Consider the following 12,108-nt stretch of genomic DNA (forward strand, 5'->3'; position numbering starts at 1 on the left):
GGCCGCGACGCCAACAATGCTCGCGCTCGCCCGACGGTTTCGGTCGATCCGGTGGCCCGCGCGAAAAACAAATGACGCGCTCCTCAAGTTTGATTTGAGAACGCGCCCATGGAAGTTTAGTTCATTTGCATCGAATGCATGGCGCGCGGGATCGGGGCCTGAATTCGCGGCTGGGAATTCCCGGGAAACACTGCAATACCGTGCCGTCATGGCGATATGGTGCAATGCGCAATTTGCATGCCGCGCTGCACAAATCCGTGGTCTCATGCGCTGGTCGATCGCATCCCGCGGTCGACGCCGCGATCGAACCGGAGACGCACCATGCGCACGATCCTCATCCTCGCGTCGGCCGCGCTCACCTCGGCGGCCTTCACGGGTCTCGCCGCCGCCGACGACCGCCTGCACCTGACGCCGCCGCTCTATCGCGATCAGGCCCGGCCCGCCCAGCAGATCCGCGCGATCCACGATCTGACCACCACGCCCCAGCCCGTCGCCGCGCCGGCGACCGTCGGCCGGACGGTCTCGTCCCTCCGCCGGCCGATGGTCCAGGCGTCCGTTGAGGCGAGCCGCTGAGCCCGCTGCTGGGGACGGAGCCCCTCGGGCGGCTCCGTCCCCGGCCATAGCTCAGACGATGTGCAACTCCTGCGACGCCACCGAAGGTGCCACGCCGCGACGGATCAAGCGCCGCGTCCGCGCCCGCTGATCGAGCTCGGTGCTGAGGGCGGTCCCCGCCGCGCGGTACCCCTCGAACCACAGATCCGCCCACGCGTACTGCGCCGCCAGAACCAGCAGGACGGCGTTCTCGGCCTGTCTCAGGCCCAGCCGCAGACTCTCATCCGTCAGGCGGCCAACCTCCCCGTACATCATTTCCAACTCCGCGTCCGAACACGGCCAGCAGCGCCGCGAAGGGCCGCCGGCCACTCGCCCAGGGGGCGCTCGGCGGTTCCGCTCAGTGGGACGCCGCCCCGGAGGCCTCGTGTGCCGCGGCCGCCGCGTCCCGGGCCGCATCCTGCCCCTGCTCGAGGGTCGTGCGGGCCGCATCGGCGCCCTGCTGCAGAGCGGCGCGGGCGCGCTCGGCCCCCTGCTGGAACGCGCTCTGGGCCAGGCTGCCCACCTCCTGGGCCTGCGCCTGCAGGGCCGCGAAGCGCTCGCGGGCGTACTCGGCCTGGATCGCGGCCGCCTCCGGGAGCGACCCGGCCGCGGCGAGCTTCTGCGCGTGATCCAGGGCGGCGCGGATGTTCTGCTCCGCGTGGTCGAGGCTGCGGGCGTACAGGGCCTGCGCGTTGGTCCGCGCGAGATCGGCCGTATCGTGCGCCGTCTCGGAGGCGCGCCGCGCCGCTCCGATGAAGCTTCCGAAGGCCTTGCGGGCCTGCTCGACGCTGGTCTCGGCGAGGTCGCGGATCTGGGTCGGGACCTCGTAGCTCGACATCTGTGCCATGAACGGTCTCCTGTCGGCCGCCATCCGGGTGCGGCCCCCGTTTGTGCGCCGCACAAGCGCCGGCGTCCAGGGACCGCCCGCGCACCGGCGCGACCGGTCAGATCTCCGTCTCGCGCCGAACGACCGCCTCTTCCCCGCTGCCCTTCTGCGCGAGGCCGACCTCGGGATCGTCGGTCGGGACCGTGGCCGCCCTGTCACCGCGCTCCGTCGGGACCTCGCCCGCCTCGACCGGGTCCGTAGCGGGGCGCGTCGGGGTTGCGGTCTCGCCTGCGCGGGTCATGCGGTCTCTCCCTGCCTGCAGCCAACGCGACGGCGCGGGTGCGGGTCCCGCGGCTTCGTCACGATGGCGGGAGGCGCGTTTCGGATCGCGACTCTATATGGGAGGCGCGAGCAGGGAGAGTGGTGTGTTCACCGTCAAGGGGATTGATCCGTCCGGTCGCGTCATGACGTTCGCCTGCGGGACGGACGAGCAGGCGATGGAGAAGACCTGGGAGCTGGCCCGGCGCGGCTTCCGCGAGATCACGGTCGCCGATCCGAAGGGCAAGGAGCTGTCGGCGGCCGCCTTCGAGCGCTCGCTCAACATCGACTGGGAGTGACGCGCGTCGGACGGCGACGCCGCTGCCGGCCGAGTCCGTCGATGACAGGAGCCGCGCCGCCCGCCGCGTGAACCGCCGAGGCGGCTGTCAGGTCGGTTCGAGCTCGCGCCAGACATTCGCCCGGCCCGACCGCGCCGTCTCGGGGATGTCGGTGGTGGCCCCGATCTCCTCCGCCTTGCGCCAGATGGCGCGGCAGACGAGGATCTCGCTGCTCGCGTCGATGCTGAGGATGAAGCTGTCCGGGACGATCTCGGCATCCGGGAGCGCGACCCGCACGCCGCCGGCGGACCGGTCGTAGACGATGCAGGGCAAGCTTCGATGCTCGTCGACCGAGATGCTGCCGGTCTCGTTGAGAAGCGTGCGTGGAGCGCTGCGTCGTTCGAACATCACCGCCTCGAGAACCTCTGCCCGACAGGATCGGTCACCCGGGTTCAAGGGCGGTTTGCGAAATGCCTCGAATTGTCGGGATGCCCGCGTCCCTGTGAATTCTGAGCTCTATATGCGGGTTCGGTCGGGCACCGGATGCGCAGAGCCCCGCCACCCGCCGGTCGACGGGGGCGACGGATCCGCAGGGACGGGACGGCCTCGGTCCGACCGCTCGGCGGCCCGGGGCCTTCCGCGGACGCGACCTACCCGGTCACGACCTCGACGAGGGTGGTGAGGAAGCCCAGCGCGACGGCCCCGATGCCGCCCATGAAGGCGACGTCCCACCCGGCGAACTCCCGCGACTGGGGTGCGCGCAGGAAGGCGAACAGCGTGACGGCGGCCCCGCAGACGACGAGAGCGAGGGCCAGAAGTATTGGACGAGACATGGCGTTTCCCTCTGCGCCGGTCTCTCGGCCCTTGAGGGCTCTTGTAAACGGACGAGTGCGACCGGCTTGATCTGTTCAGGCTCTTCCGTCATCGGAGCATGACAGACGAGGACGCGGTGAACAAGGCGCTAATCTGTTCTGCACTGCGGAACAACGGCCGGAATGCCGCCTTCATCTGACGGGGCGCGGGCCTCGCGGCGCGCGCCGCCGCTGGGGTTGTCGTTCCCGAGGGGCATCGGCCGGCTGACCGCCCGGACCGGCCCGCAGGAACGGAAGCCGACGCGATCAGTCGATGAACACCCGGACGCCGTCCGTGTTCAGGATGTCGCGCTGGTCGGCGCACCACTGCTCCGCGCCGACCGCGGCGATCTCGCCCGCGACCCGCCGGCCTTCCTCGGCGATGGCGTTCCGGGCGCGCGGGCGGCCGAGGGCCGCGTCCAGGGCTCGGCGCACCGTGCGGGACAGGCCTTCGGAAACCGTGTCGTCGATGGTGTAGAGCTTGCGGCAATACAGGACGATGCCGGCCTGCGCGCCGACGATCCGCACGAGCCCCTGGATCGTCTCAGCACGCTTGGTGTCGTCCGCCTCCTCGGCGGCCCGGGCCGTGCCCGGCAGGACGGCCGTGGCCAGGAGGGCGGCGAACAGGAGAGCGCGAGTCATCCGGGGCATTCCTTCGGTCCGAGGCTGGACCCGAGTCCGGAGCGCCGCACCGCGCGGACCGTGCCACCCCGCAGCGTGCGCGGAGGGTCCCGCGGGCATGCCCGTCAGCGCCGGTCGGTCACTTGCGGGCGGCCATCAGGTCGTGGGTCAGGACGGTCAGCTTGCCGATCAGGTTGCTGATATCGGAGCCCTTGCAGGACCATTGCGTGCCGATCGCCTCGCCGTCCGCCGAGACGGAGACGACCGCCACCGAGCGCAGCCGGCCCTCGCGGGCCAGTGCCAACTGATCCTGCAACACGGCGATGATCGACGCGGTGTCCTCGTCCACGACCGCCGGCGCGATATGCGCCGGGAACGGTACGACCGAACTCGTCATCGTCTGCTCTCGCTTCATCTCGCCGAACCCTTCGGTAGCATCCTCGGGCCCCGGCGTGCGCATCAGCTTTGTGCAGAGTGTGGCAGCTTGTCCGTGTCGCGCGATGTCCTGAGCGCGTGTGGCGACGATGCAACGGTCTCGGCGCGGTTTCGGGCCGCGCGGGGGTCCGCTCCCCCGATCCGGGGGGAGGCCGGCGGCCGCGCGACGCGCCGGGCCCTGCGACGCGTCGTTGCGAGGGTGCCCCGAGCGGGGCACCCTCGGAGGTCTTCGTCCTCAGGCGGCCTTGCGGCCCCTGCGCTCGCGCTCGGCCATGGCGCCGGGCTGGCCCAGGCCGATCGCCTTGGCGAGGGCGGAACGCTGCTCGGCGTAGCTCGGGGCGACCATCGGATAGTCGGCCGGCAGGCCGTAGCGATCGCGGTAGCTGCGCGGGTCCAGGCCGTGGCTGGTCAGGTGACGCTTCAGCGTCTTGTAGGTCTTGCCGTCGATGAAGCTGACGATCCCGTCGTGCCGAACCGACTTGCGGATCTGGGCCGCGCTCGGCTTCTCGACCTCGGCCTGCGGAGCCGCGCCGATCTCCGCCGTCAGGGTCCCGGTGACGAGCCCGCTGATCGCGCCGTGCACCCGCGCGATCAGCGCCGGCAGCTCCGCGGCCGGCACCGGATTGTTCGACACGTAGGCGGCGACGATATCGCCCGCCAGCTCGATGAAGTTGGAGTTGGGCCCTGTGGTTTCTTCTGTCACTGCAAGATTCCTGGTGTGCCCCTCGCCCGCGATCTGCTACTTTTGAGCGCTGAATGCAAGTTACAAAAGCGTTGGTGGGCGGCATCCCGTGCATGATTGGGGTGCCCGTCGCGGAGAGCGGACAGCTATTCCTGGCGATTTGCGGCGGAGTATTTCCGAGCGCCTCTCGAGGCGGCCTATCGACTGCGGTAGAGTTTCCGCTCTGCGGAACGACCAGAACGTGCATCTGGCGGCCTCGAGCCCGGTGCGGCCGGGCCGGTGGTGTGTTCCGCCGTGAACCGCGGTGACGCGGCGGCCCGGCCGTGGCATGGCGCCACCATGCTGATGCTCGCCCTCCTCGTCGCCCTGCTGGCCGTCGTGGTCGCCATGTTCGTCCTGCGGCGGTGGACCGGGCGTCTCGCCTCGCTCGCGACGCTGCTGGCCGGGGCGATCATGGTCCTCTGGCTCGCCGAGGTCGGGCTGCTTCCCGGGACGCAGGGGCCGTTGACGGCGTATCGCCCGCTCGTGCCCGGACTCGACCGGTAACGGTTCGGTAAGCGTACCGGGCGGAGCATGGGGCATGCCCACGCTCTCCGCCCCGCGCCTGCTCACGTTCCTGGTGTCGGCCGTGCTGATCGGCCTCGCCGTCGCCAGCCTTTACACACGCATCCCGATGGTCGGAAAAACCGTCGTGGCGCACCGGCAGTGGTTCTTCATCGGCGCCTACGCCCTGCTCGCCCTCGGGGTGACCACCCGCAGCCTGTAGCGGACCGCGCCGCGGTCTGTTCGCGACCGCGCGCCGCGCCGAGGACGCCGGAATGACCCTGAAGACCACCTACCTCGTGCAGCCGTTCGAGCTGCACCGGAACCGCCTGCGGCCCGCTCGCCAGGAGCCCGCACAGAGCGAGTTCGGTGCCCTCAAGAAGGCGGAGGCGCTGGCCGCCCGCATGCCGGGCGCCGCGGCCCTCAAGGTTGTGGCCGACGACGAGACCGGGGAGCTCGAGGGCGTCACCATCCTCGGCCAGTTCGGGACCGTTCCGGACGATTTCGCCGAGAGCCTGCTGGGGAGCTGACGCCGCCCGCCTGCCCGGCCTCACAACCGGCCGCGTCTGGGGGTGCGACACGGGCGACCTCGGATTGCGGCCCCCGGGAAACTACGTAGAAACAGCGGAGATTGATCCTTGCGAGCTCCGGCGCTCGCTGAGCTCGTATCCGTGCCCCGCTATTTCATCGACCTCCACGACGGCGCCAACTTGGTTCGCGACCGCGACGGCTTCGATCTTCCGGATCTCGCCGCGGCGCGGGCGCAGGCGGTGCGCATCCTGACCCGGCTCGCGCAGGGCCTGACCGATCCGATGGAGCGGCAGGATTACGTGATCGCCGTGCGCGACGAGCAGGGCGCGGTCCGCCTGCGTCTGCGGCTCTCCTACGATGTCGAGGGCGGCTGACGGGGCGGGGCGGGAAAGTCCGGCGCCCGGGCGCGTTGACGACGGCCGGCGCACGGGAAGGCCAGGAGATCGCATGCGACGTTCAACAGGTTTGACAGCCCCGCTCGCGGCGGCGCTGCTGCTGCTCGGTCCCGCCGGACAGGCGGTGGCGCAGACCGCGCCGCCCCCGCCCCCCGGCTCCGCCGCGGCGACGGCCGACAACGCCGTGCTGCTGACGGTCTTCCTGCGCCACGACCAGTCCCGCCCGCTGGCGGAGCTGAACGCGCAGCTCGCCAAGCAGGGCTTCTACAAGGCCTTCCCGCCGCCGGGGATCGAGGTCGTCTCCTGGAACGTCGTCATGGGGATCGGGCAGATCATCGTCCTGCGGCTGCCCGCGTCCCGCCTGCGCGAGGTCAACCGCGTCCTCGAGGACACGGCCTGGGGGGCCTACCGCACCGAGTTCTTCCCGACCTACGATTACAGGGCCGTGGGCCTCGCGGAGCACGAGAAGGCGCGCTGAGCGCCGTCCCGGCCGCCGCAGGCCGGCGGCGCCCTGCCCGGTTCCGCCGGCCCCGGACCCAGCGCGTCGTCCCACAGGTAGGGGTGGCCGAGGCGCTTGGCCGCGTACATCGCCGCGTCCGCCCGCTCCACCAGGGCCTGCGCCCGGGTCGCGTGCAGGGGCGCGCAGGCCACGCCGATCGCCGCGCCGATGCGGATCGGCGATCCGGTCCCGAGATCGTACGGCTCGGCGAGGCGCGCCTGGAGGCGCAGGGCGAAGCCGAGGGCCGGCGCCGGCGCCGCGTCGCCGAGCAGGATGGTGAACTCGTCGCCGCCGAGCCGCGCGGCGCAATCGCCCGCGCCGAGCGCCGCCCGCAGGCGCTCGGCCAGCTGCCGCAGGAGCGCGTCGCCCACCGCGTGCCCGTGGCGGTCGTTCACCGGCTTGAAGCCGTCGAGGTCGAGGCACAGCAGCGCGCAGGGCGCGCCGTCGAGGTCCGCCAGGGTCCGCTCGAGCCGGGCCGCGAACAGGCGGCGGTTCGGCAGGCCGGTCAGCGGGTCGTGGTGGGCCATGTAGCGCAGGAGCGACTCCGCCCGGCAGCGCTCGGTCACGTCCTCCCACAGGGCGGTCCAGGCGCCGCCGGCCTGCGGGTGCAGCGTGATCGCGATCTGGCGCCCGTCCGCGAGCGTCTGCACCACGGCGTCGGTCGCGCCCCGGGCGAGGAGCCGCCGGCGCGCCGCCCAGAGGCCGCAGGGATCCCGGTCGGCCGGGAGGGCCCCCGCCGCGCTCGCCGCGCCCACCGCCCGGGCGTGCATGCCGGGCCGGACCCGGCTCGCGGGCGGGCCGAACAGGCGCCGGAACCCGTCGCTCACGAACAGCAGCCGGTCGGCGGAATCGAACAGGCACAGGCCGTGCGGCAGCGAATCCAGCGCCTGAACGATGCCGGGTCCGAGCTTGCGCCCGCGGCCGAGCCCGTCCTGGCGCCGGTCGCAGGCCACCTGCCGGTGGCGCCGCGCCAGCCTCGTCGCCGCCCTGCCCGCCTCCGCCGCCATGGCCGGTCCCCCGAAGCGCCCGACAGCGTCGTCGGGCGATTGCCGGATCGAGCCGGCTCGGAAATTAGTCTCCGGCCTTCATAGAATGGGATTCCTTTCGCCAACCTTGACGAAAGTTGTGCGCGTTGAGCGATCCACGCCGAGATTGACCATCCGCAAGTTGAGACCGCGATCCCGACACGCGAACTCTGTCGGTCGCCGGCTCGAACCCGGCCTCGACGCGGTGGATCCGCGCTGTCGTCCCGGGCGCCGCCGCGCGGCGCCGGGACGACGTCTTCCGGAGGCCCCGTCAGGGCGCGTCGTGCCGGTCGTGGTGGGCGTCGAGCACCGTGTCGCTGGTCGGGACCGTCGCGGCGACCGCCTCGGCGCGGCGGATGTCCGGCGCGGTCGCCTCCTCCACGAAGGCCGCCACGGCCTCGGTCAGCGGCAGCGTGCGGGTCTGCTGGCTGCCGAGCCGCCGGATCGAGACCGTCCGCTCCTCCGCCTCGCGGCGGCCGAGCGCCAGCAGCACCGGCACCTTGGCCAGCGAGTGCTCGCGGACCTTGTAGTTGATCTTCTCGTTGCGCAGATCCGCCTCGACCCGCAGGCCCGCGCGCTCCAGGGTGCGGATGACGTCGCGGGCGTAGGCGTCGGCCTCGCCGGTGATCGTCGCCACCACGACCTGGACCGGCGCCAGCCACAGGGGGAAGTGCCCGGCGAAGTGCTCGATCAGGATGCCGGTGAAGCGCTCCATCGAGCCGCAGATCGCCCGGTGGACCATCACGGGCGGCTTCCGGGCGCCGTCGGCGTCGATGTAGAAGGCGCCGAACCGCTCGGGCAGGTTGAAATCCACCTGCGTGGTCCCGCACTGCCAGTCGCGGCCGATGGCGTCGCGCAGCACGTACTCGAATTTGGGCCCGTAGAACGCGCCCTCCCCCGGGTTGACCGCGGTCCGGATCCGCCCGCCGGACTGCTCCTCGATCTGCGCCAGCACGCGGGTCATCACGTCCTCGGCGTGGTCCCAGAGGGCGTCGGAGCCGACGCGCTTCTCGGGCCGCGTCGAGAGCTTCACGACGATCTGGTCGAAGCCGAAATCCGCGTAGGTCGAGAGGATCAGGTCGTTGATCTTCAGGCACTCGTCGGCGAGCTGGTCCTCGGTGCAGAAGACGTGGGCGTCGTCCTGCGTGAAGCCGCGCACGCGCATCAGCCCGTGCATGGCGCCGGACGGCTCGTAGCGGTGGACGATGCCGAACTCGGCCATGCGCAGGGGCAGGTCGCGGTAGGATTTCAGGCCGTGCTTGAAGATCTGCACGTGGCCCGGGCAGTTCATCGGCTTGAGGGCGAACCAGCGCTTGTCCTCGGCCTCCTCGCCCGCGGACTGCGCGGCGAACATGTTCTCCCGGTACCACCCCCAGTGGCCGGAGGTCTCCCACAGGGCCTTGTCGAGGATCTGCGGGGCGTTCACCTCGGCGTAGTCGCCGCGCAGGCGCCGGCGCATGTAGGCGATCAGCTCCTGGAAGATCGTCCAGCCCTTGGCGTGCCAGAAGACGACGCCCGGGCCCTCCTCCTGGAAGTGGAACAGGTCCATCTCGCGGCCGAGCCGGCGGTGGTCGCGGCGCTCGGCCTCCTCCAGCCGGTGCAGGTAATCGTCGAGGTCGGCCTGGTTCGCCCAGGCCGTCCCGTAGATGCGGGTCAGCATCGGGTTGTTCGAATCACCCCGCCAGTAGGCGCCCGCGACCTTCATCAGCTTGAAGGCCGTGCCGACCTTGCCGGTCGAGGTCATGTGCGGGCCGCGGCAGAGGTCGAACCAGTCGCCCTGGCGGTAGATCTTCAGGTCCTCGCCCGGTGGGATCGCGTCGACCAGCTCGACCTTGAAGCCCTCACCCTTGCCGGCGAACAGGCCGCGCACGTCGTCGCGCGTCCAGACCTCCTTGGTGAAGGGCGCGTCGCGCGCGATGATCTCGCGCATCTTCGCCTCGATCTTCGGGAAGTCCTCGGGCGTGAACGGGGTCTCGCGGTGGAAGTCGTAGTAGAAGCCGTTCTCGATCACCGGGCCGATCGTGACCTGCGTCTCCGGCCAGAGCGCCTGCACGGCCTCGGCGAGCACGTGCGCGCAGTCGTGGCGGATCAGCTCCAGGCTGCGCGGGTCGGTGCGGTCCAGGAACTCGATGCGGGCATCGCGGTCGATCGGGTCGTCGAGGTCGGCGACCGTGCCGTCGAGCGCCATGGCGACGGTGCGCTTGGCCAGCGACTTGGCGATGCCCTCGACCACGGCGCGGCCGGTGGTGCCGGCGGCGATCTCCCGCGTGTTGCCGTCGGGGAAGGTGAGAATCGGCATGGTGCGCGCGTCTCCGGGCTCAGTCCTGCATACGGGGCAGGTAAGCGATTTCGAGGGAGCGGCCGTGTAGACCGATTTCTCGGGCGAGGGAACAACGGTGCGGTGCAACTCCACGCATCCCTGGCCCCCGCCCGCCGTTCCGACGCGCGTGATCGTCCCCGCGCGCCTGGGCGCCGGGGGCATGGCCCGGGAGACCGCACGAGGGACGCGGGACGCCGCGGGAACCCAGGTGTCGGCCAGGTACGCGCGGGATCCGATCCCCGCGGCGCCCCGCGGCACCGGCCGGGCCTCTCCCCCGGCCGCTGCCGTCTTTCTCGTCGCGGCGTCTCCGACGTCCCGGTCCTGCGACTCCCCGTTAGCGGTCTCGGGCGAGGTGCGCGCACGCCGTGCCCGCAACCCCCGGAACCCGCATCGGCGCCGTGGCCTTCCAGCCGTCCCCCGCCTCGTCGTGGGCGGGTCCGCAGGTCGCTCAGGGTCAGCCCAGAGGCGGGTCGGCGCGGGGGCATTTCCTCCCCCGCCGGGCAGAGTGCCGCCCGGTCTCACGCCCGCGTCCGAGGCACGCCCCGCACCGGTCCGCCGCCCGGGGCGATGGCGGCTGAGAGCCACCGACGCGGGCGCCGCCCCGTCCCCGGACCCGACCGGTCAGCCACCGGGCAGGCCCCCGAAGGACGCCCCGGGATCGCTCCCGAAACGCCGCGGACAGGTGCGGTCAGGAAGCACAGAATAGGAATATTGTCAAGGTCGGGGCGCAGTTGGACGTCTCCGTGAGCGGGAGAGGCGGCATGGCGCGGCTGGCCCGGCCGGGGACGCCCGCCGTCCGGGCCGTCGCACGACGATCGGGCGCGGCCCGGGGGCCGCCATGGGATCCGGGGTGACGGGTCTCCCACGGATGCCGGGATCGGGACTGGAAGGCGGCCGCGTCCGGCGACATGCTGGCGCGGCGCCTCCCCCGCACGGAGGGGCGGGCGCCCGGACACTCGGAACAGGGACACCCGCATGGCTGCGCGCCTCGCCCTCATCGGCCTCGGCGCGATGGGGCACCCCATCGCCCGCAACCTCGCGGCCAAGCGGGCCTCCGGTGCCGAGACGCTCGTCGCGATCGATACCGACCCGGCGCGCCTCGCCGGTCTCGACGGGCCGGGCCTCGTCGCCACCACCGATCCCGGCCGGGCCGCCGGCGCCGAGGTGCTGTTCCTGTGCCTGCCGAACGGCGACGCGGTCGAGGCCGCCCTGCTCGGGACCGGCGCCCTCGCGGAGCGCCTCGCCCCGGGCGCGGTCGTGGTCGACCTCAGCACCGTCGCGCACGCCCAGGCCCTGGCGGTCGGCCGCGCGGTGGCGGCGACCGGGCGCGCCTTCGTGGACGCGCCCGTCTCCGGCGCGCCGGCCGGCGCCGAGGCCGGGACGCTCACCGTGATGTGCGGCGGCGCGGCCGGGGCGGTCGCGCGGGTGCGCCCGCTCCTGGAGCGGATCGGCACGACAATCCTCCACATGGGCCCGGCCGGGTCCGGCCAGCTCACCAAGACGATCAACAACGTGCTCTACGACATCAACATCGCGGCCCTGGCCGAGGTGCTGCCGATGGCCGTCGCCATGGGGCTCGACCCGGACCAGGTCGCCCAGGTGGTCACCACGGGCACGAGCCGGAGCTACGCGGCCCAGTACTTCGTGCCGCGCATCCTCCGGGGCCAGTTCGACGAGGGCTACCCGATGGGGGCGGCCTACAAGGACCTCGTCGCCGCCGCGGCGGTCGCGGCGGAGAACGGCTTCCCGATGCCGGTCACCGCGGCCGCCACCGCCACCTACCAGACCGCCCTGCGCCAGGGCCACGGCGACCGGGACAAGGGCGCCATGGTGCTGCCGTTCGAGGAGCTGCTCGGGGTCCGGGTGCGGTCGCGGCCGTAGGGGCCGGCCGTAGGGGCCCTCGGGCGGTCGATCCCGGCCGTCCCACCCGCGCCCTGGAGCTTACGGCAGCTCGAGCACGTCCTTCAGCGGCACCACCGCCAGGACCTGACCCGACGCGTCGGCGATCTCGAAGGACTGCCCGGCCAGCACCGCGCCGTCGACCTGCTGGATCTCCAAGAGCGCCCGGGCGGAGCGCTCGGCCTCGGCGCGGGCGGCGTCGAGGTCGGGCAGGTCGGCGCCGTCGAGATCCTCGACCAGCCACTGACCGTCCCGGATGTGCAGGTAGAAGTGCGGCATGACCGGCAAACCGCG

General features: G+C 72.2%; 19 protein-coding genes. 8 read left to right on the forward strand and 11 right to left on the reverse strand.

Annotated features, from left to right (window positions below; translation table 11 throughout):
* Window positions 1-321 precede the first annotated feature (321 nt).
* Window positions 322-573 carry a hypothetical protein gene (locus BKE41_RS10865; protein ID WP_012318887.1) on the forward strand — a complete coding sequence of 84 codons (252 nt, stop codon included), beginning with the start codon at window positions 322-324 and terminating at the stop codon, window positions 571-573.
* A 51-nt stretch (window positions 574-624) separates the two neighbouring features.
* On the opposite strand, the gene BKE41_RS10870 is transcribed toward BKE41_RS10865, so the two are convergent.
* The 3 genes from BKE41_RS10870 to BKE41_RS10880 form a co-directional block, all read right to left on the reverse strand.
* Window positions 625-867, reverse strand: coding sequence for a hypothetical protein (locus BKE41_RS10870; RefSeq protein WP_012318888.1), 243 nt, complete (start codon window positions 865-867; stop codon window positions 625-627).
* 82 nt (window positions 868-949) lie between these two features.
* A complete protein-coding gene (locus BKE41_RS10875) occupies window positions 950-1,438 on the reverse strand; it encodes a phasin (protein ID WP_024830294.1) in 489 nt (162 codons plus the stop codon).
* 97 nt (window positions 1,439-1,535) lie between these two features.
* A complete protein-coding gene (locus tag BKE41_RS10880; RefSeq protein WP_012318890.1) occupies window positions 1,536-1,718 on the reverse strand; it encodes a hypothetical protein in 183 nt (60 codons plus the stop codon).
* 124 nt (window positions 1,719-1,842) lie between these two features.
* Between BKE41_RS10880 and BKE41_RS10885 the strand changes: the two genes are divergently transcribed.
* Entirely contained in the window at window positions 1,843-2,034 is a 192-nt protein-coding gene (locus tag BKE41_RS10885; protein ID WP_020095190.1) for a hypothetical protein, read from the forward strand.
* An 87-nt stretch (window positions 2,035-2,121) separates the two neighbouring features.
* Here BKE41_RS10885 and BKE41_RS10890 read toward each other — a convergent pair whose 3' ends face one another.
* The 5 genes from BKE41_RS10890 to BKE41_RS10910 all read right to left on the reverse strand — a co-directional run bounded on the left by BKE41_RS10890 (window position 2,122) and on the right by BKE41_RS10910 (window position 4,623).
* Window positions 2,122-2,421 carry a PilZ domain-containing protein gene (locus BKE41_RS10890; RefSeq protein WP_070999365.1) on the reverse strand — a complete coding sequence of 100 codons (300 nt, stop codon included), beginning with the start codon at window positions 2,419-2,421 and terminating at the stop codon, window positions 2,122-2,124.
* Between the two features lie 242 nt (window positions 2,422-2,663).
* Complete coding sequence (locus tag BKE41_RS10895) at window positions 2,664-2,846, reverse strand: hypothetical protein (RefSeq protein ID WP_012318893.1); 183 nt, start codon at window positions 2,844-2,846, stop codon at window positions 2,664-2,666.
* A gap of 285 nt (window positions 2,847-3,131) precedes the next feature.
* Window positions 3,132-3,506 carry a hypothetical protein gene (locus BKE41_RS10900; protein WP_012318894.1) on the reverse strand — a complete coding sequence of 125 codons (375 nt, stop codon included), beginning with the start codon at window positions 3,504-3,506 and terminating at the stop codon, window positions 3,132-3,134.
* A 118-nt stretch (window positions 3,507-3,624) separates the two neighbouring features.
* A complete protein-coding gene (locus BKE41_RS10905; RefSeq protein ID WP_012318895.1) occupies window positions 3,625-3,900 on the reverse strand; it encodes a hypothetical protein in 276 nt (91 codons plus the stop codon).
* 255 nt (window positions 3,901-4,155) lie between these two features.
* Window positions 4,156-4,623, reverse strand: a complete 468-nt coding sequence (locus BKE41_RS10910; RefSeq protein WP_012318896.1) for a MucR family transcriptional regulator — start codon at window positions 4,621-4,623, stop codon at window positions 4,156-4,158.
* Window positions 4,624-4,896: 273 nt separating this feature from the next.
* Between BKE41_RS10910 and BKE41_RS10915 the strand changes: the two genes are divergently transcribed.
* The 5 genes from BKE41_RS10915 (at window position 4,897) to BKE41_RS10935 (ending at window position 6,549) form a co-directional block, all read left to right on the forward strand.
* Window positions 4,897-5,148, forward strand: coding sequence for a hypothetical protein (locus tag BKE41_RS10915; protein ID WP_306419169.1), 252 nt, complete (start codon window positions 4,897-4,899; stop codon window positions 5,146-5,148).
* Window positions 5,149-5,182: 34 nt separating this feature from the next.
* Window positions 5,183-5,368, forward strand: a complete 186-nt coding sequence (locus BKE41_RS10920; protein ID WP_012318898.1) for a hypothetical protein — start codon at window positions 5,183-5,185, stop codon at window positions 5,366-5,368.
* Window positions 5,369-5,420: 52 nt separating this feature from the next.
* A complete protein-coding gene (locus tag BKE41_RS10925; RefSeq protein WP_012318899.1) occupies window positions 5,421-5,675 on the forward strand; it encodes a hypothetical protein in 255 nt (84 codons plus the stop codon).
* A 141-nt stretch (window positions 5,676-5,816) separates the two neighbouring features.
* Window positions 5,817-6,050, forward strand: coding sequence for a hypothetical protein (locus tag BKE41_RS10930; protein WP_012318900.1), 234 nt, complete (start codon window positions 5,817-5,819; stop codon window positions 6,048-6,050).
* A gap of 73 nt (window positions 6,051-6,123) precedes the next feature.
* Entirely contained in the window at window positions 6,124-6,549 is a 426-nt protein-coding gene (locus BKE41_RS10935; RefSeq protein ID WP_012318901.1) for a hypothetical protein, read from the forward strand.
* Here the strand turns inward: BKE41_RS10935 and BKE41_RS32425 are convergent.
* Both BKE41_RS32425 and thrS read right to left on the reverse strand, forming a co-directional pair.
* Window positions 6,507-7,577: a sensor domain-containing diguanylate cyclase gene (locus BKE41_RS32425; RefSeq protein WP_053621331.1), complete on the reverse strand. Its 1,071-nt coding sequence runs from the start codon at window positions 7,575-7,577 to the stop codon at window positions 6,507-6,509. The two genes, BKE41_RS10935 and BKE41_RS32425, sit on opposite strands and share 43 nt — an antisense overlap.
* Before the next feature lie 289 nt (window positions 7,578-7,866).
* Window positions 7,867-9,894, reverse strand: coding sequence for a threonine--tRNA ligase (thrS, locus tag BKE41_RS10945; RefSeq protein ID WP_012318903.1), 2,028 nt, complete (start codon window positions 9,892-9,894; stop codon window positions 7,867-7,869).
* A 996-nt stretch (window positions 9,895-10,890) separates the two neighbouring features.
* On the opposite strand from thrS, the gene BKE41_RS10950 reads away from it, so the two are divergent.
* Window positions 10,891-11,796 (forward strand): NAD(P)-dependent oxidoreductase, encoded by a 906-nt coding sequence (locus BKE41_RS10950; protein WP_070999367.1) that lies wholly within the window; start codon window positions 10,891-10,893, stop codon window positions 11,794-11,796.
* A 60-nt stretch (window positions 11,797-11,856) separates the two neighbouring features.
* On the opposite strand, the gene BKE41_RS10955 is transcribed toward BKE41_RS10950, so the two are convergent.
* On the reverse strand, window positions 11,857-12,093 hold the full coding sequence (locus BKE41_RS10955) for a hypothetical protein (RefSeq protein ID WP_012318905.1): 237 nt from the start codon (window positions 12,091-12,093) through the stop codon (window positions 11,857-11,859).
* Between the last annotated feature and the right edge of the window lie 15 nt (window positions 12,094-12,108).

Origin of the sequence: Methylobacterium sp. C1, from assembly GCF_001854385.1 — a bacterium.
GTDB classification, from domain to species: Bacteria; Pseudomonadota; Alphaproteobacteria; order Rhizobiales; family Beijerinckiaceae; genus Methylobacterium; species Methylobacterium radiotolerans.